The organism is Nostoc sp. DedQUE12b, assembly GCF_034530835.1.
In the GTDB taxonomy this organism is placed as follows: Bacteria; Cyanobacteriota; Cyanobacteriia; order Cyanobacteriales; family Nostocaceae; genus Nostoc.
Window position 1 is genome coordinate 1 of sequence record NZ_JAVRCI010000111.1, and the last position, 18,318, is coordinate 18,318.

17 protein-coding genes are annotated in these 18,318 nt (G+C 42.1%); 15 read left to right on the forward strand and 2 right to left on the reverse strand.

The annotated features are described in order from the left end of the window. Positions 1-973: 973 nt before the first annotated feature. The 5 genes from RMY16_RS30360 (at position 974) to RMY16_RS30380 (ending at position 6,194) form a co-directional block, all read left to right on the forward strand. Positions 974-1,543, forward strand: a complete 570-nt coding sequence (locus tag RMY16_RS30360) for a photosystem I assembly protein Ycf4 (RefSeq protein ID WP_322739481.1) — start codon at positions 974-976, stop codon at positions 1,541-1,543. A gap of 162 nt (positions 1,544-1,705) precedes the next feature. Next, positions 1,706-2,506, forward strand: a complete 801-nt coding sequence (locus RMY16_RS30365; RefSeq protein WP_322739482.1) for a peptidylprolyl isomerase — start codon at positions 1,706-1,708, stop codon at positions 2,504-2,506. Between the two features lie 73 nt (positions 2,507-2,579). Next, positions 2,580-3,722: a beta-ketoacyl-ACP synthase gene (locus RMY16_RS30370; RefSeq protein ID WP_322739483.1), complete on the forward strand. Its 1,143-nt coding sequence runs from the start codon at positions 2,580-2,582 to the stop codon at positions 3,720-3,722. Positions 3,723-3,944: 222 nt separating this feature from the next. Then, the gene (locus tag RMY16_RS30375) at positions 3,945-5,234 is read left to right on the forward strand and encodes a Glu/Leu/Phe/Val dehydrogenase (RefSeq protein ID WP_322739484.1); all 1,290 of its coding nucleotides are present in this window, start codon (positions 3,945-3,947) and stop codon (positions 5,232-5,234) included. 399 nt (positions 5,235-5,633) lie between these two features. Then, positions 5,634-6,194, forward strand: a complete 561-nt coding sequence (locus tag RMY16_RS30380; RefSeq protein ID WP_322739485.1) for an SH3 domain-containing protein — start codon at positions 5,634-5,636, stop codon at positions 6,192-6,194. A 248-nt stretch (positions 6,195-6,442) separates the two neighbouring features. Here the strand turns inward: RMY16_RS30380 and RMY16_RS30385 are convergent, their stop codons facing one another. After that, a complete protein-coding gene (locus RMY16_RS30385) occupies positions 6,443-7,564 on the reverse strand; it encodes a Gfo/Idh/MocA family oxidoreductase (RefSeq protein WP_322739486.1) in 1,122 nt (373 codons plus the stop codon). 101 nt (positions 7,565-7,665) lie between these two features. Then, positions 7,666-8,139, reverse strand: a complete 474-nt coding sequence (locus tag RMY16_RS30390) for a hemerythrin domain-containing protein (protein WP_322739487.1) — start codon at positions 8,137-8,139, stop codon at positions 7,666-7,668. 150 nt (positions 8,140-8,289) lie between these two features. On the opposite strand from RMY16_RS30390, the gene RMY16_RS30395 reads away from it, so the two are divergent. The 10 genes from RMY16_RS30395 to RMY16_RS30440 all read left to right on the forward strand — a co-directional run bounded on the left by RMY16_RS30395 (position 8,290) and on the right by RMY16_RS30440 (position 18,062). After that, positions 8,290-8,436 carry a hypothetical protein gene (locus RMY16_RS30395; RefSeq protein WP_322739488.1) on the forward strand — a complete coding sequence of 49 codons (147 nt, stop codon included), beginning with the start codon at positions 8,290-8,292 and terminating at the stop codon, positions 8,434-8,436. 63 nt (positions 8,437-8,499) lie between these two features. After that, entirely contained in the window at positions 8,500-10,599 is a 2,100-nt protein-coding gene (locus RMY16_RS30400) for a RecQ family ATP-dependent DNA helicase (protein ID WP_322739489.1), read from the forward strand. 6 nt (positions 10,600-10,605) lie between these two features. Then, positions 10,606-11,829: a DNA-processing protein DprA gene (locus RMY16_RS30405; protein ID WP_322739490.1), complete on the forward strand. Its 1,224-nt coding sequence runs from the start codon at positions 10,606-10,608 to the stop codon at positions 11,827-11,829. 87 nt (positions 11,830-11,916) lie between these two features. Further along, a complete protein-coding gene (locus RMY16_RS30410; protein WP_322739491.1) occupies positions 11,917-12,411 on the forward strand; it encodes a DUF29 domain-containing protein in 495 nt (164 codons plus the stop codon). Between the two features lie 40 nt (positions 12,412-12,451). Further along, the gene (locus tag RMY16_RS30415) at positions 12,452-13,114 is read left to right on the forward strand and encodes a hypothetical protein (protein WP_322739492.1); all 663 of its coding nucleotides are present in this window, start codon (positions 12,452-12,454) and stop codon (positions 13,112-13,114) included. A gap of 159 nt (positions 13,115-13,273) precedes the next feature. After that, positions 13,274-14,596, forward strand: coding sequence for a four-carbon acid sugar kinase family protein (locus RMY16_RS30420; protein WP_322667165.1), 1,323 nt, complete (start codon positions 13,274-13,276; stop codon positions 14,594-14,596). A gap of 230 nt (positions 14,597-14,826) precedes the next feature. Beyond that, complete coding sequence (gene minC / locus RMY16_RS30425) at positions 14,827-15,867, forward strand: septum site-determining protein MinC (protein ID WP_322739493.1); 1,041 nt, start codon at positions 14,827-14,829, stop codon at positions 15,865-15,867. Positions 15,868-16,039: 172 nt separating this feature from the next. Beyond that, positions 16,040-16,846, forward strand: coding sequence for a septum site-determining protein MinD (minD, locus tag RMY16_RS30430; protein ID WP_104908781.1), 807 nt, complete (start codon positions 16,040-16,042; stop codon positions 16,844-16,846). A 36-nt stretch (positions 16,847-16,882) separates the two neighbouring features. Further along, on the forward strand, positions 16,883-17,173 hold the full coding sequence (gene minE, locus RMY16_RS30435) for a cell division topological specificity factor MinE (RefSeq protein WP_194045484.1): 291 nt from the start codon (positions 16,883-16,885) through the stop codon (positions 17,171-17,173). Positions 17,174-17,483: 310 nt separating this feature from the next. Then, positions 17,484-18,062: a DUF3592 domain-containing protein gene (locus RMY16_RS30440; RefSeq protein WP_322739494.1), complete on the forward strand. Its 579-nt coding sequence runs from the start codon at positions 17,484-17,486 to the stop codon at positions 18,060-18,062. Positions 18,063-18,318 lie beyond the last annotated feature (256 nt).

The following is an 18,318-nucleotide window of genomic DNA, read 5'->3' on the forward strand; positions in this document are numbered from 1 at the left end:
CGTCTAGAACGTCAAACCACCCTCTACTAGGGGCACGTCCAACTGCGATGGTCATCGGACTAAAATCCTCTTTTTTTACTAAAATTGCAACGTTTCTAAGGCATTACGGAAAGCCAATGTAACCGACTGCCGAGAGGAATTAACGTTTTTTTTGACAATCTCAACTGCTTTTAAGTAACTGAGATTCTGAGAGCTTACTGACTAGTTAAGTCATTATTTCTCAGGGTTATGACATTACACGTACCATCGGCTAGTAATCTAGCTTGTGGTAACTTAATGATTCTTAACTTATCACACTACTCAGGGTTTTTGCCTGATACGCAAAAGGAAATGAGCTATGAAACACGAACCTTATAAATAATATGAATATCAGAAATTTTACAATTTGACACAACTTTTCTCAGAAATCTAAAAAAATTTAATGTAGATGGAGGTAGGTAGATAACTCATTTCAAGAGGTCAAAAAGAGGCAGGGAGAGGGTGGCAGGGAATAAGGGGGGCTGAAGAACAGGGAGAAAGAATTTTGATCGGCCATTGAGTAAAAAAATAGTACAACACTCCCTAAAAAATTATATCGGTAGCAGGAACATAGAAGGGCGCAGTTGAGTTTTTGTCAACGATGTTTGGTAAAATGCGGATAGTCACTTCGCCGCCACGGTCGTTGATACACCTCTGGAAAACCTATGTGAAACGTTAGACAAGGAGAAAGGAAGTTGGCATATCTTGACTAATACAAATAGCCTAAGTGGTTTGTCCCCTAGTACAAGTAAGTCGGCATTATCCGGGACAGTAAAATTTGTCAGGTACAAAGTGAAAAATTTATAGTCTGCGGCAGGGTTCCCGTGGATTTCAAACATAGCTCTCCGTGCCTCCTAAGCAATAGCTGGATTGGCACAGGAACCCACCACTCTATGCAAAAGCATTCAGTGTGCGAGTATGTCACAGCGAGTATCTCACAGGCAATGGTAGTTCAATGACGACATCAACAACGATTAACAAAGGCGATCGCCTCCTGCACCAAAATGTTCTCGGTTCTCGTCGGTTCAGTAACTACTGGTGGGCAACTATCGTTACCTTGGGAGCAAGCGGCTTTTTATTGTCTGGAATATCCAGTTATTTAAAAGTTAACTTACTCATAGTTTCCGATCCCACTCAACTGGTATTCGTCCCCCAAGGATTAGTGATGGGGTTATATGGTACTGCTGGCTTGCTATTAGCTACATACCTGTGGTTAGTGATTTTATTGGATGTTGGAGGCGGTTACAACGAATTTGATCGGGAAACTGGCGCAATCAAAATCTTCCGTTGGGGGTTTCCTGGTAAAAACCGCCGAATCCAGATTGATAGCCGCATAGAAGATGTGCAATCTGTACTAATAGACGTAAAAGAAGGTCTTAACCCCCGTCGCGCCCTCTATCTACGCATTAAGGGTCGACGAGATATACCATTAACACGGGTTGGACAACCCTTATCTTTAACAGAGTTGGAAACAGAAGGCGCAAAGTTAGCCCGCTTTTTGGGAGTATCACTAGAAGGATTGTAAGGGAATGGGGTAAGAAGCCTGGGAGCAGGAGACAGGGGCAAGGGGGAGAATAAAAATTAAATTACCTCTTTCGCCTCTGCTCCCTTGCTCTCTGCCCGTCTGCCTCTGATGCCCAATGCCCCTCAAAACGATAAGATACTCTGGTTAAATCGGTAACAGGCAATGCGGTTAAAAATTTCACAATTTTTGCTTTCTCTTGTGATTATTAGTGCCTTGATGTTGGGAGGATGTTCAACACAGCAAGTCGCTTCTAATAGCTCTTCTCCAAACTCGACAGCTACCTCGACCACAAACGAGGCAAGCACCAAGACAACTACTGAAGCAACATCTGTATCTCAAACTAGTAGTGAGAGTATTCCTGGACTGGCAGATTTACCGCGCCTTGAAGGCAAGGCTACTGTGGTAATCACAGTTAAAGGTTCGCCGATTACTATCGAAGTAGACGGCACTAATGCCCCCATCACAGCTGGCAACTTCGTAGATTTAGTGCAAAAGGGTGTGTACGATGGTTTAGCTTTCCATCGAGTTGTGCGCCAACCCCAACCATTTGTAGTTCAAGGGGGCGATCCCCAAAGCAAAGACCCAAAAGTTCCAGCAGATAGACTGGGAACAGGTAGCTATATTGACCCAAAAACGGGAAATGCTCGTTATATACCTTTAGAAGTTAAGCCCAAAGGTTCGGATACTCCGATTTACAATAAACCATTTGATGCTACTGCTCAAGCTGTCGTATTGCCTCATAAACAGGGTGCAGTAGCGATGGCGCGATCGCAATCACCAGACTCTGCTTCTGCCCAGTTTTACTTTACTTTAGCGGATCTAGCATTTTTGGATGGTAACTACGCCGTATTTGGCAATGTCACTCAAGGCTTTGATGTCGTGAACAAAATTCAGCAAGGCGATCGCATTGACTCTGCTAAAGTCACTCAAGGCGCTGAAAATCTGAAAGCACCAGGACAGTAGGAGGAAGGGGGCAGGGGGGCGAGGGAAAAACTCTTAACTCTTAACTCCTCACTTTTAACTTCTAACTCCTAAATTGGTCAAAATTGTTGTTACTGGTATTGGTCTAGTTTCCGCTTTGGGTGGAAGCTTAGAGGATAGCTGGCGAAATTTAATCGCAGGTAAATCTGGAATTCGGTTACATCAACCATTTCCAGAACTTACACCACTTCCTCTAGGTTTGATTGCTGAACAACCATCTGAGTTGACAATGTTAACTCGGATGGTTGTTGCTTCTGCTTTACAAGATTCTGGGTTAGTTGCACCTTTAGCTGATTGTGCTGTAGTCATTGGATCGAGTCGCTCTTATCAAGCGTCTTGGGAAATGCTGGCGCGGCAAATGTATAACGCGAATCATTTCCCCGTTTCCTCTTTTGGAAATTGGCTAGATATATTACCTCATATCAATGCGATCGCAGCTGCAAGACAAATCGGTGCATCTGGTATAGTTTTGGCACCAATGACAGCTTGTGCTACTGGAATTTGGTCTATTGCCCAAGCAGCTATGCTTATCCAAACTGGGCAATGTCAACAGGCGCTCGCAGGTGCAGTGGAAGCACCAATTACACCCTTAACTTTAGCTGGATTTCAGCAGATGGGTGCTTTGGCGAAAACTGGGGCTTATCCCTTTGATTTGCATCGGGAAGGCTTAGTGTTGGGCGAAGGCGCAGCTGTGTTTGTCTTGGAATCAGCAGAGTTTGCAAAGCAGCGTCAAGCAAAAATGTATGGTGAAATTCTCGGTTTTGGCTTAACTAACGATGCATATCATAGTAATTCACCAGAACCTGAAGGGAAAAGTGCGATCGCTGCCATCAAACAATGTCTAGAACGTAGTTGTCTGACACCAGCCGATATCGATTACATTCATGCTCATGGCACAGCTACGCAGTTAAATGACCAAATGGAGAGCATAGTAATCCAGCGTTTGTTTCCCCAAGGCGTGGCAGTTAGCTCCACGAAAGGAAGCACAGGTCATACATTAGGGGCATCTGGAGCTTTAGGTGTAGCTTTTTCTCTCATGGCGCTAAAACATCAAATTTTACCACCTTGTTTAGGATTGCAGCAGCCAGAGTTTGATTTAGATATTGTTACAGCAGCACGTCTAAGCAAAATCCGCCAGGTATTATGTTTGAGTTTTGGTTTTGGGGGACAGAATGCCGCGATCGCGTTAGCAAGGTAAAAATTTTGGATTTAACTATCTGACCAATAACATATAAATTTTCATTTAGGGGCGCACAGCTGCCCCTACAACAGTAATTTTTGAATAATTTTTACATATCAGAATATAAAATATAAAACTGTAACAAAAACTACAAAATCTATCCTTTTTCAAAAAAAAAAGGATAAGCTTAGGTACAGATGAGATCCGGTTCGCAAAGATACCGTGATTAGGAGAAAAATTATGATTTCAAAATCTCTGTTGCTGTCAGAACCTGCTTCTCCAGCGCATATATGCCCATTTGACCAAGCCTGTAGTTACTTAGAAGCGGCAGCAAAAGAATTAAATTTAAATCAGGGTTTGCTGGAAATTCTCAGCCACCCGCGTAAGGTTGTAACGGTTTCCATCCCCGTGAAGTTAGATGATGGGGAAATACAAGTTCTCGCTGGACACCGGGTACAGCACTCTGATGTCTTAGGCCCCTACAAGGGTGGAATTCGTTACCATCCGGCTGTGACATTGCGCGAAGTATCCGCTCTAGCAATGTTGATGACCTGGAAATGCGCCTTGTTAGGTATTCCTTACGGTGGTGGAAAGGGTGGCATTGCTATAGATCCCAAACGCTACAGTGTTGGCGAATTAGAGCGAATCAGCCGCCGTTATATCAGCGAGTTGATTAAAGATATTGGGCCTTCCGTAGATATTCCTGCGCCAGATATGGGTACTTCTGCCCGTGAGATGGCTTGGATGATGGACACCTACTCTGTAAATGTTGGTCATGCTGTACCAGGAGTTGTAACTGGGAAACCCCTTTCTATTGGTGGTTCTCTGGGACGAGAAATGGCAACCGGACGTGGCACGATGATTATTGTCCGTGAGGCGCTAGCAGATCGAGGTAAATCTTTGGTAGGAGTGCGAGTAGCCATTCAGGGTTTCGGTAACGTCGGCTGTGCCGCAGCGGAATTACTACATGAAGCAGGCGCGAAAATTATCGCCGTTTCAACAGGTGCTGGGGGAATATTCTCTGAAGTTGGTCTTGATATTCCCAAGTTAAAAGTCTACGCCGCTGAAAATCGCAAGAGTATTGTGGGTTTCCCGCAATCTGTACCAATTAGCAATGCAGATTTATTAACTCTACCCTGTGATGTCTTAATACCAGCAGCTTTGGAGAACCAAATCACTGAAGAAAATGTCAATCAGGTGCAGGCACAAATTGTCGCAGAAGCAGCTAACGGCCCAGTTACTCTTGAGGCTAACTTGGCCTTAGAGGCGCGGGGTGTGACAGTGTTACCAGATATTTTGGCCAATGCTGGCGGTGTAGTAGTCAGTTATTTAGAGTGGGTACAGGGTCTTTCCTACGTATTTTGGGATGAGGAGCGCGTCAACCGCGAAATGGAACATTTGATGGTACAAGCGTACCGCAAGGTGATTCATCAGTCGGAGGTACGGCAAATTTCTTTAAGGTTAGCAGCTTACACCTTGGGGGTAGGTAGAGTAGCTCAGGCGTTGACTGACAGAGGTCTTTATCCTTAAGTTTTTATACTTAGTTGTTCATTAGGCAGCATAGATCATTGTCGGTAGTAATTTTACTTGATCCGCCATTGATTTATCTGCCTTATTTTCTTGAGCGATCGCGACAACATAACTAGTACTAAATGTCTTCGATATCACAATAGTAAGTTTAATAAATATAGCAAGCAAACTCAAAAAAAGGTGTTGTTAATTTTCAAGAAACTTTTGACTAGTCAAGCGTTTTTTTGCAACAAAACTTTATTCGCCAACGTCATTTATTAAAAATGCAACTTATACCGATTTACCTGTGAGATTGCTCCAGAACTTAGGGGTTAAGTCCCAAGTCTTAGCAAGCTTGATTTTGTGTTTCACAAATAATTGGTATTACTAATCATTATTTTTAGACTGAGATGTTTGCTTATGATAAAGTTTCTTGACTGGCGAAAACCTTTAGCGATAACTGCAACACTTTCGTTGACACTGACAGCATATCCTGCTGGCTCTACTATTCCTACATCACACCAACATTCAAGTAAATACCAACTTGTACAGGCCCCAGATAACTGCCGCCGAGTTGAGACTAATGGTGATAATCTCAATATCCGGTCTAGTCCAGATGGTGCAATTATTGGAACATTGCGTAATTACTCACTTGTAATTATTGAAAAGACCAATTCTTCAAGTAGCTGGGTGGCAATATCATCGCCGCAGTCTGGCTATATATCTGCCGCTTATCTCAAGCAATGTGGACAGCCAGTACCTCCCTCACAAACAACTTCTCAAACAGATAACTGTCGCAAAATTTTTGTGGGAGGAGTTTTACGTGTAAGGCAAGAACCCTCAATTAACAGTCCTATTCTTGGAGTTCTACAAAGTGGTCAGCAAGTAACAATTAAAAATCGTGGAAAAGATGGTTGGGTACCAATTTCATCCCCCGTAAATGGATATATTCCTTCAATAGTCCTCAGCAGTTGTACATAGATTATAAATTAACGTCTTGTGCAACTTTTATTCAAACCTAACCCCTCACCACTAATCGCCATCTACTAGGGAATCTACGGTGTATATACAAGTCGTCGAAAAAAGCTAGGTTTCCTCATTGTTCTTTTGTTCCTATGCTCTGCATGGGAATGACTAATTAGGGGCTGCTGTTTCCAGTGAGACATTGAGTCAGCAGCATACATGAAGCATTCCCATGCAGAGCATTTAAACATCTTCTTCAATCAACCTTACGACTGCCCAGAAGGTGCAGCAGCATGAATCAAGTCTGGCTTCTCGTCACTAGGAGGATGCTCAATACTTTGATCCGATGTGGGGCGTTGATGGCGATTACTAGTTTCGATTTGTACAGGTTGACCAGTTTCAATTGACTGATAAAGCGCTTGAATGATCGAAACATCAATCAATCCTTCTGTCCCAGATGGCTCTGGGTCTTTATCTTGCAGAATACAATCAGAGAAATAGGTAAATTCAGCTGCTAGTTGATCGCGATCCTCAAAAGTATGCTCTTGAGTTTCACCATTAATTGTCAGGTAATGCTTGATTTCTCCCTGCCAAGGATATGCAGGTTGTACTCGTAAATCGCCTTGAGTACCTACAATCTGATAAGTCGAAACACTTGCCCCTCCAAAGCTACAGGTAAATGTTGCCAATCGCTCATTCGGGAAGCGCAAGATGACGCTAGCCATTTCTTCCACTTCGCTGAAGCGTTGTTCTCCGTTATTGGCAGCTACAGCAAATACTTCAATTGGTTCATCTTGAAATAGGTAACGTGCAGCATTAATGCAGTAAATGCCAATGTCATAGAGCGTCCCACCACCTGTGACATCTCGTAAACGAATATTGCCTTCTTCTACTTGCTGAGTAAAAACCGAGTTGAAAATTCGTGGTTCACCAATTTGCTTTGAGCGCAAAATTTCGACTGCTTGTAAATTGGCTTCTTCTAAATGTAAGCGGTAGGCAATCATCAGCTTCACATTATTGTCATTGGCAGCTTTAATCATTGCCTCACACTCTTGTTCAGTCACCGCCATTGGCTTTTCACATAATACGTGAATTGCCTGATTAGCAGCCCGAACAGTGAAGTCGCAATGCAAGTGATTGGGCAACGCAATATAAACTGCATCAACCTCGCCGCTTGCCAGACAGTCCTCATACTCATCGTAAGAGTAAGTATGGTTAATCCCATACTTTTTGCTCAGTTCTTCGTTTTTCGTGGGGTCATCTGAAACCAGTGCGACTAATTCCGAGTTTTCAGTATGGACAAAGGAAGGTAAGGCGGCTTCTTGGGCAAACCAACCTAAACCAACAACGGCGTAACGAATTTTGTTTTTACCATTTGTAGCAGTCATTTTTATCCTCTTTGATGAAGTAATATTTAGGTAATTTTAATGCCTAATTACGTGTATAACATGGCTAATTATTTATGCAAGCATTTAAAAAAAGTGCATGACTACATTGCTAATGCAGCTTCTACATTTGACACTAACTTAGCTTTCGTCTCTTGAAACTCCTGTCCTAATTCAGTTAGCTCTTGATCGCTCATACATTCGCGCACAGCATTAAAAATTTCGCTTTCTTCCTCTTCTACATGATGCTCAAGTATTTCCTTCAATTCGCTCATCTTTTCTTTAAACTCAGGTTTAGTAGTCTTAAGCCCCTTAATTTCTTCTAAAATAACTGAAACTTCTTCATGTTCTTCTTCAGCCTCTTCAACATATTGTTCAGTTTCTTCGTATTCTCGCAAAGCTGGGTAGAAGACTAATTCTTCAGTTCTTGCATGCAAGATCAATTCTATATAGATTTGATTGAATTGCTCAACCAACTTTGCACCTTTAGCTTTTTCTGCTTCTGCAAAAAGCTTCTCAACTTGCCGATGCTCTGCTTCAATTAATGAAAGAATGTCTGTTGCTTTAGTTTTAGCCATTTTTTCCCTCAGTAATAATTGATTTTTTGGGCTGATAAGTTGGAGTTTAATGAATGGAATCTCGTATATTCTCAATGACTTGGGAAATCAAAACCTCATTCTTTGAGTAAGCTTTAATTTAGACTTAAGGAATATTTTCGGTATTGCACCTTGGCTGAAATTCATAACCTCAGCATGATGGATGCTGAGTATATACCATTAGCGACTCAAGGCTACAGCCCAAACCTCGAACACCTGTTGAAGATTCCCACACATTTGATTTGGTACAGCCTCACAAATAAGTGGTGTGAGTCCTAAACATAACTAAGTTCTGTTTGTCTTTGATGTTACAACAGAAATGACAACAGCCACTTAGTATATATGACAACCGACCTTAAAAAACAGGGATTATTGCTTCTGCGTCAAGCGCTTGATAATTCCACAGCTGACTTTCGCCCTGGACAATGGGAAGCGATTGAAGAATTACTTCAGCAGCGATCGCGTCTACTAGTTGTTCAACGCACTGGTTGGGGTAAAAGTCTAGTTTATTTTGTAGCAACTCGCTTACTACGCGATCGAGGTGCTGGTTGTACTCTTTTAATTTCGCCACTACTGGCTTTGATGCGAAACCAAATTGCAGCAGCCCAACGCATTGGCGTAAAAGCCAAAACAATTAACTCCAGCAATACAGATGAATGGCAATTAGTAGGAACACAATTGCTAGCGGGAGAAGTAGATATTCTGCTAATTTCTCCTGAAAGACTAGCTAACGAAGAATTTCGGGAAAAAATTCTTTTACCAGTATCTCAACGTATAGGTTTATTTGTTGTTGACGAAGCCCATTGTATCTCTGATTGGGGACATGATTTTCGCCCTGATTATCGCCGGATTGTGAGAATTTTACAGGCACTTCCCCAAAATATCCCAGTCTTAGCAACAACGGCTACAGCTAACAATCGAGTTGTAAACGATCTAGTCGCTCAATTAGGATCAAATCTGCGTGTTTCCAGAGGAAATTTAACCAGACAAAGTTTACATCTGCAAAATATTTCTATCCCCAGCCCAGCAGCACGAATGGCATGGTTAGCCCAACAGCTTCCTAACTTACCAGGAAGTGGGATTATTTATACCTTAACTGTTAGAGATGCTGAAAGAATTGCCAATTGGTTAAAAACTCAAAATATTAATGCTAAGGCGTATCATAGTAATTTAGACAATGAAGTTCGTATAGTATTAGAAGATGAACTTTTGAACAATGAAATTAAAACATTAGTAGCAACTACAGCATTAGGAATGGGTTTTGATAAACCAGATTTAGGATTTGTTATTCATTACCAGCGTCCTGGCTCAGTTGTCCATTATTATCAGCAAGTGGGACGAGCAGGGAGAGCAGTAGAAAAAGCTTATGGAATTCTTCTCAGTGGTGATGAAGATGATGATATCACTAACTATTTCATCAATACAGCTTTTCCTCCAGAGGTTCATACACAACAAATTTTAAATGCACTTAATGCAGCTTTAGATGGTTTTTCTGTGTCCCAATTGGAGCAGCGACTGAATCTATCACAAGGACAAATTGAGAAAGTTTTAAAACTGCTTTCCCTGGAATTTCCTGCACCTGTAATTAAGCAAAATTCAAAATGGTATCTGACCGCAATCTCTTATCAACCTGACACTGAAAAAATTGAAAAGCTTACACAAATTCGTCGCCAAGAACAAGCTATAATGTTACAATATATGCAAAGCCAAGAATGCTTGATGAGTTTTCTCGCAAAAGAATTAGATGATCCTCATCCCACAGCTTGCGGTAAATGTGCTGTGTGTTTGAATAGACCGTTATTACCAGATAATTTCTCAGTTGAGCTTGTAAATAAAGCAATTCAGTATTTACGTCGCAGCGAGCAAATCATTGAAACACGCAAAAAATGGCCACCACAAGCATTGCCCAACTATAGCTTTTCAGGCAATATTCAAAATAATTTACGAGCAGAAGAAGGAAGGGCATTATCTTTATGGGGTGATGCAGGTTGGGGAGAATTAGTCAAGCAGGGTAAATATCAAGATAATTATTTTGATGATGCACTCGTGCAGGGTGTTTTTGACATGATTCAACTTTGGCAACCACAACCCTTTCCGACTTGGATAACTTCTGTTCCCTCATTGAATCATCCAGAACTTGTACCAAGCTTTGCTCAAAAACTGGCAGATAAATTAGGCTTACCTTTTATGCCAATTGTGCAGAAAGTTCACCAAACTGAATTGCAGAAAAAGATGAGCAACAGTTACCAACAAGCTCATAATTTGGACGGGGCTTTTGCTGTTGACTCTTGGCAAGGAATGAGTGGTTCTGTTTTCTTGGTTGATGATATAGTTGATTCCCGTTGGACTTTTACTGTAATTGCAGCACTTTTGCGTCGTGCTAACAGTGGGGTAGTTTTTCCTGTAGCATTAGCACTCAATTCATTCGGTCAAGGGGATTAGAAAATCATGTTAAATCATGTCCTGCAACCAGATACTCAAGCAATTTTGCTGTTGTGTGCCAGCTTTGGGCAAAATCGCCAAATTGAGCCACAACCCCTGACTCTGAGTGAATATAATTCTTTAACAGAGTGGTTGCGGGAAAACCAGATGCGTCCAGCAGATTTACTAGAATCTACAGGCAAAGAACAGTTAGAAAAAATTACTGTTAATAAGCTTAACCCTGAAAGGCTTTCAGCTTTATTAGAACGGGGTATGATGCTAAGTTTAGCTGTTGAGAAGTGGACTAATCAGGGATTGTGGGTGCTGGGAAGAAGTGATACAAACTATCCTAAACGTCTCAAGCAAAAGCTGAGACATTCAGCACCTGCAATTCTCTATGGTGTTGGCAATATTGAACTGCTATCTCTAGGAGGATTAGCAATTCTCGGTTCTCGTGATGTCGATGACGAAATACTTGGTTACACGCGAAGAGTTGCACAAAACAGCGCTGTACAAGAAATGCAAGTGATTTCCGGCGGGGCGCGTGGAGTAGACCAAGCAGCAATGCTAGCCGTCTTGGATGCAGGAGGAACATCTGTTGGTGTATTGGCGGATAGTTTGACCAAATCGGCAGTGAACAGCAAATATCGCTCTAGTATTCAAGAGGGTAGGCTTACTTTAGTTTCTAGTTATGACCCTGAAGCTGGTTTTAATACTGGTAATGCGATGGGGCGAAACAAATATATTTATGCTTTAGCGGATTATGCTCTTGTAGTCAGTTCTTCTTTCGGTAAAGGCGGTACTTGGGCGGGTGCAATAGAAGCGCTTTCCAAACTTCAAGATATTCCAGTTTTTGCCCGCTTAGATGGGTCTGTGTCAGAAGGTAATCAGCAACTCCACAATCAAGGCGCAAAACCTTTTCCGGCTGAACCCTGGAATGATTCATTGAGAGAACTCTTAAAAAAAGTGGTTTCTTTGGTTGAATCGTTACAGGTTGAGGTAGAAACAACAACTCAAAAGGCTGTCTTGGATATTCATCGACAGGATATCTATCAGGCTGTTTTACCTTTTATTCTTAATAATTTACAGCAACCTAAAGATGCAAAATTTTTGGCGGAATCTCTAGATGTTAGACCATCTCAAATGCAGGATTGGTTAAACAGGGCTGTAAATGAAGGTAAGGTGAGAAAAATTAATAGACCGGTGGCTTATGTAGTCAATAAACCAGTAACTCAACTTTCTTTATTATGATGGTGTCATAAGCAGTATTCAACATCTTCATAATTGGTGTATAAAACACCGAGTGTCTAATAAAAACAATAGGAGTTTAATAAGTATATGGTGATAGAAATACAACTAAAAAATCAGACTTTATACGAGCAAGATTATTATCTGTGGCTGAGGACAACCATCAATGAACTTCGTGCTGGTCAGTTTTCATCTGTAGATTTAGATAACTTAATTGAAGAGTTGGAAGATATGGGGAGGAACCACAAGCGAGCGGTGAAAAGTCTGTTAATTCGACTTTTTGAACATTTGCTAAAGCTGATATACTGGGATATGGAACGGGAGCGAAATCAAGGGCACTGGAAAGGTGCAATCAGGACATTCCGTAGAGAAATTAAGGATCTACTTAAAGAGAGTCCTAGCTTAAAGCCTTACATTTTAGAAATATTTGATGAATGTTATCAAGATGCAAGGAAAGAAGCAAGCGATCGCTCTCAACTTGCCATTGACATATTTCCTGCTATACCCATTGGCTCTTTAGAACAAATCTTAGATGAAAACTGGTTTCCTGAATATAACCACAATCATCACGGGAAACCCGATTAAAATGAATACGCAACTTGGGTTTCCATAGGAGTATGCAGACGTGCAGCCGGACTTAATAGGCTTGGAAATTAGTAAGGGGGAACTGAGACGTTTGACTGGGTTCGATCCAGAAGACGTTTTTCGCCCCTCGGTTTTGCGAGATAGCAAAAAGCGATTAGGGTTTTTTATCAGTGAAATGCTGGTGACGCTGGCACTAACGCCAATAATTGTGGGCTTTGTTTACGCGTTTATTATTCTGCCAACTATTGGTTCTTCAATTCGACTAGGAATTCTTTTACTAATTTTAGTGCCAATGCCGATATTAGTGGGGCGGTGGCTGTGGCGACAATTAACCTGTCCTGAAGGATTGACAATACTTTTAGATGAAGTTGATAAATATCATGACCTGGTTACTGCCATCGATATTAATGACCAATTGGCAGCATCAGGAAACGTAGAAAGCAGTATCCATGACCGAGATAAAGTCACCGCCGCCCTACAACTAATTAGAGAAGATTTAGTCCGCGCTCTGAAAACGGAACGAATTTTGCGAGATAATAAAAAATTGCTTGCTAATAACCAAGAGTTATTTGTGAATAATTTAGCCAGTCTGCAAGCTTTACAAGTTAGTAGTCAAGCAGGCGAATATGCTCAACTGCTAAATCAATCATTGCAAATTGCGATCGATGTGCAAGCAGAAATCAGAAAATTGCAAAAAGGCTAAGAGAATGTTTGTAAAAGTGGTTACACGAGAATTTACCTGCCTCCGCAGGTTAGAAAACCCTTGATTTTGGATTAGTTCACGGAGGTGGACTTTGCTTATGTAGTAGCGACTTCTAGCCGCCCAATACTTTCCCAGAAAACAATCGCCCCGTTGACTTAAATGAGCAACAAACCCAAAATAATCGTCCTAGATGATGACCCTACAGGTTCTCAAACAGTCCACAGCTGCTTGCTGCTAATGCACTGGGATGTAGACACTCTACGCCGTGGGTTACAGGATGATTCGCCGATTTTTTTTGTGCTGACTAATACTAGATCGCTAACGCCAGAGTCAGCTGCATCTGTCACCAAAGAAGTTTGCCAGAACCTGAAAATCGCTTTGAATGCTGAAGGAATCGACGATTTTCTAATTGTCAGCCGTTCTGATTCTACTTTGCGGGGACATTATCCCATTGAAACTGATGCGATCGCACAAGAACTTGGCCCCTTTGATGCTCATTTTCTCGTACCAGCATTTTTTGAAGGCGGACGCTTCACCCGTGACAGCGTGCATTACTTGATGATTGACAGTGTAACCACCCCAGTCCATGAAACCGAATTTGCTCGTGATTCCGTCTTCAGCTACCATCACAGTTACTTACCCAAGTATGTCGAAGAAAAGACTCAAGGACGAATTAGTGCCGAAGTTGTAGAAAGGTTTCTCCTGTCCGATATTCGCGCTGGTAGTTTGGAACGATTGTTACAACTTAATGGTAATCAGTGCGCTGTCGTCGATGGTGAAACTCAAGCCGATCTCAACCGCTTTGCAGTAGATATATTAGCAGCCGCCAGTCAAGGCAAACGCTTTCTCTTTCGCAGTGCAGCAAGTATTTTAACGGCTTTAGCTGCTTTACCACCCCAACCCATTGCCGCCGAAAACATGGGGCAGTACGTACGCCAAGGCAAACCAGGTGCGGTGATTGTTGGTTCCCATGTGAAAAAGACTACCCAGCAATTAGAGGCGCTGTTGCAACTAGAAGGAACTGTGGGCATCGAAGTGAATGTGGGGCGATTACTTGATGATGCAAATCAATCTGCGACATTACTAACTGAAATCCAAGAAAGTACACGGGCGGCACACGAAGCTGGCAAAACACCAGTGGTTTATACTAGCCGTCAGGAACTAAATTTTCAAGATGTCAAGACACGATTGGAGTTTGGGGAAAAAGTTTCAAGTTTATTAATGGATATTGTGCGCGGTTTACCATCTGATATAGGATTCTTAATCAGCAAGGGTGGCATTACTTCAAACGATGTCTTGAGTACTGGACTAGCTTTAACTTCAGCCCGTTTACTCGGTCAAATTTTAGCTGGTTGTTCAATGGTGTTAACGTCATCCGATCATCCCCAGTTTCCTGATTTGCCTGTGGTGCTGTTTCCAGGTAATGTCGGCGATGCTGATGCCTTGGGGACAGTTTATCAGAGGTTGACCGTGCCAATTTGAGATTTTAGACTTTCCTGCGGAACGCTACGCGTAGCTTGCAACTCCTGCGGGGTACGGCTACGCTCAGTCGAACGATTTGAGATTAAAGAGTCTTTTGGTTAATGTCGGACTAATATCCTACTACGCCAACACCCTTGTGAGTGACACAAATCCAAAATCCAAGTTGCGCTATCAGCGCACCAAAGGTGCGACCCAAAATTGAAAATCTGTTGTCTTTTGGCTAGTAGTATATGACTTCTGATTCTGCGATTCCCAATCTAAAGTCAAATTCTGCACTTCCTAATGCAGAATCAAACTCTATCCTTTCTGAGATAGAGGTAAATCCTACTGTTTCTGATGTAGAGTCAGATTCTATCCTCCCGGATGCTGAGTTAAAATCTGTTCTCCTTTATTTAAAATCAAATACTGTTCTTGGAGATGTAGAGTCAAATTCTGCTGACCCAAATGTAAAGTCAAATACTGATGCCGGATCGGATTTTATCCTGACTGACTTAAATCCTGATGAGTTAGCATTACCAGGGCATCGTGTAAATGACAATAGTCAAGTCCAGTTAAAAAGTAAGGAGGGACGACTTTTATTAATTTTGCCCTCAGAATCTCAAGTATCTGCCTCAGAACTCACTTGGTCTGATATTTGGCAACAAATTAGGCAACGTCTGAGCGCAGGCGATCGCTTCCGGGTAGCTAATACACCTGTGCATTTAATGGCACAAGACCGTTTAGTGGATACCAGACAACTCCAAGAACTCGCCGAAGCTTTGAGTGAAGTTCAATTACGACTGATATCTGTCTCGACGAGTCGGCGGCAAACTGCGATCGCTGCTGTAACTTCTGGGTATTCAGTAGAACAATTACAGCCCGCAACTTCCCTGAGTTCCGAGCCAACCGCTACAGCGATCCCCCAAGAAGATGCCCTCTATTTAGAAATGACAGTCCGCTCTGGAGTAGAAATTCGTCATCCTGGGACAGTAATTCTTTTGGGAGATTTAAATCCAGGTGGTATTGTAATTGCAGATGGAGATATTATTATCTGGGGTCGTTTGCGTGGAATTGCTCATGCTGGGGCTGGAGGCAATCGTGAGTGTCTGATTATGGCCTTGCAAATGGAACGAACCCAACTGCGGATCGCAGATGCTGTAGCGAGAGCACCAGAAAAACCGCCAATCCAGTTTTCTCCAGAGGTGGCACATATTACGCCCCAAGGAATTCGTATCGCTAGGGCTACTGATTTTTCTAGAAACCAATTTACCAAAAGCAATCAAGAGCCATAAATATTTACTTAAAGAATGAAGTATATAGGTAAGGATGAAATAAGACAAATATTCATGCCTCGCCCTCATCAGGGAGAACAGATATTTCTTCATACTTGATACGATACTTCATACTTTATACTGCAATTTACTGTTTTATATTTCCTGAACCCTCATTGACCGCATTTCTATCATGACTCGCATTATTGTGATTACCTCCGGTAAAGGAGGAGTGGGTAAAACCACAGTTTCAGCAAATTTGGGTATGGCTTTGGCCAAAATGGGGCGTCAAGTTGCTTTGGTTGATGCGGATTTTGGTCTGAGAAATTTGGATTTGCTCTTAGGGCTGGAAAACCGCATCGTTTATACTGCGGTAGAAGTTTTAGCCAGAGAGTGCCGATTAGAACAAGCCTTGGTGAAAGATAAGCGCCAACCCAATCTCGTACTCTTGCCGGCAGCCCAAAATCGTTCCAAAGATGCAGTCACACCCGAACAGATGAAGTTATTGGTGAATGCACTGGCGCAAAAATATCAGTACGTGATTATTGATAGCCCTGCCGGTATTGAAAATGGGTTTAAAAATGCGATCGGCCCGGCTAAAGAAGCGTTAGTTGTCAGCACACCAGAAATTTCTTCAGTTCGCGATGCCGATCGGGTAGTAGGGTTACTAGAAGCACAAGGTATCAAGCGTGTTCATTTAATAATTAACCGCATCAGACCCTCAATGGTGCAAGCAAATGATATGATGTCAGTGCAAGATGTTCAGGAACTTCTCGCCATTCCCTTGATCGGGGTAATCCCTGACGACGAGCGTGTTATTGTATCTACCAATCGCGGCGAACCCTTAGTGTTAGCGGAAAATCCATCTTTAGCTGCCACAGCCTTTGAGAACATTGCTCGTAGATTAGAAGGGGAAAGTGTCGAATTTCTGGAGATCGACTCGTCCCAAGACAGCATCTTCGCCCGGATACGAAGGTTGTTCAGGACAAAGATTGTCTAACTTACTTTTCCAGTCTCCGCGCCAGACCTATTCGTAATGATTGAACTTCTAGAAAAACTTTTTTTTCGCGGCCCTGATAGCAGTCGAACTCAAGTTAAACGTCGCCTGCAATTGGTGATTGCTCACGATCGCGCTGACTTAGATCCTCAAACGTTGGAAAAAATGCGGAAAGAAATCCTAGATGTAGTCTGTCGCTATGTCGAAATTGAGACAGAGGGCTTGGAGTTTTCCTTAGAAAGCAACCAACGAACCACAGCTTTAATTGCTAATTTGCCCATCCGCCGAGTGAAGGGTGCCATACCTGAATGGGAAAGAGGTGATAAATAAGTCTTTATAGTTTTAGGATTAAGTTTTAATAACTAAGTAAGTCGGCGGAAATAATTGTTGTTGGGATAAGCAATAAACACAAGGGTTTTAGCTTAGTTCATTTTTCTTCATATAGTTTGATTTGATTGTGCCAACTTAATTAGGATGTAGTGAAATTATTGCCAATTGCGACGAATCATACCAACTTTTTGGTTAGTTAATTAAGAGTATTTACAAAAAAACGATTCTACGTCAGATGAGTTGAAATAACGCAATTTTTGATTTGGGTATACTTGCATACAAGTACTATTGAGACTATGTTTAGGCTTGTATGTCACGGCTTCAAATAATCTTTTTTCGTATCACCCTACTCGTATCTGCTGCTATTTTTATTGGGCTGGCTGCTTTTTTTGGGGTGATGCTTATTACAATTACTGGATTGTCAACCTGGTCAACTCTTACCCAGCCACGCATTCAGTGGGAATCCACCTCCGCAACTGTAGTTCGTCGAGAAACCTTCACCTTTACCAAGTCTGAAGCAGAGGGTAAAAAACTGAGCTGTCCAGTAATTCAATTTACAGTTCAAGGTCAGCAGTATGAAAAACAAAGTGAGCCTTGCGTTGTAAAACGCCGTCCTTGTCAAGATTCAAGGCGTCACAAGTGTCCCAGAGATGCTCAATTTGACAGGGGACAAATCGTAAAGGTTTGGTACGATCGCACCAACCCTCGAAATACTTTTATTGGAAACACAGCACCTCCTCAATCTAGCTTCGGAGATGCGATTAAAATATTTAGTTCTCTAATAGTACCGATTGGAGTTTTGCTTGTGGTTGCTAAAGTGATGCTAGATGCTACAAAGCGGCTCAATACTTTTCGGTTAAGGGGGAAAGGGGAAAGGGAAAGGGTTTGATATTTACCTTTACCCGCAAACCCATTAACCTTTACCCAGACCAAAAGAGAGATTGTTGGATTTATCCGAAAAGTATTGCAAAGCGGTTTGGAAAGACTTAGGAGTAATCTAGTTTCTCACTGTCCCTTACTGACGAAAAATAGGACTCGCCCATTAATGGCAGATTGCAAGATTTTTTCTGTTAATTGCCCCATCCACAAGGGGATGCTGCGATTCGTTCAGTCTAAATAAGTAGCAATGCTTAGGGACGACTGGC

Coding starts and splice junctions, on each gene's coding strand:
- RMY16_RS30380 (WP_322739485.1), top strand. CDS start 5,634: ATGATAAAGTTTCTTGACTGGCGAAAACCTTTAGCGATAACTGCAACA.
- RMY16_RS30375 (WP_322739484.1), top strand. CDS start 3,945: ATGATTTCAAAATCTCTGTTGCTGTCAGAACCTGCTTCTCCAGCGCAT.
- RMY16_RS30405 (WP_322739490.1), top strand. CDS start 10,606: ATGTTAAATCATGTCCTGCAACCAGATACTCAAGCAATTTTGCTGTTG.
- RMY16_RS30365 (WP_322739482.1), top strand. CDS start 1,706: ATGCGGTTAAAAATTTCACAATTTTTGCTTTCTCTTGTGATTATTAGT.
- RMY16_RS30410 (WP_322739491.1), top strand. CDS start 11,917: ATGGTGATAGAAATACAACTAAAAAATCAGACTTTATACGAGCAAGAT.
- RMY16_RS30385 (WP_322739486.1), bottom strand. CDS start 7,564: ATGACTGCTACAAATGGTAAAAACAAAATTCGTTACGCCGTTGTTGGT.
- RMY16_RS30440 (WP_322739494.1), top strand. CDS start 17,484: ATGTCACGGCTTCAAATAATCTTTTTTCGTATCACCCTACTCGTATCT.
- RMY16_RS30360 (WP_322739481.1), top strand. CDS start 974: ATGACGACATCAACAACGATTAACAAAGGCGATCGCCTCCTGCACCAA.
- minE (WP_194045484.1), top strand. CDS start 16,883: ATGATTGAACTTCTAGAAAAACTTTTTTTTCGCGGCCCTGATAGCAGT.
- RMY16_RS30420 (WP_322667165.1), top strand. CDS start 13,274: ATGAGCAACAAACCCAAAATAATCGTCCTAGATGATGACCCTACAGGT.
- minD (WP_104908781.1), top strand. CDS start 16,040: ATGACTCGCATTATTGTGATTACCTCCGGTAAAGGAGGAGTGGGTAAA.
- RMY16_RS30390 (WP_322739487.1), bottom strand. CDS start 8,139: ATGGCTAAAACTAAAGCAACAGACATTCTTTCATTAATTGAAGCAGAG.
- minC (WP_322739493.1), top strand. CDS start 14,827: ATGACTTCTGATTCTGCGATTCCCAATCTAAAGTCAAATTCTGCACTT.
- RMY16_RS30400 (WP_322739489.1), top strand. CDS start 8,500: ATGACAACCGACCTTAAAAAACAGGGATTATTGCTTCTGCGTCAAGCG.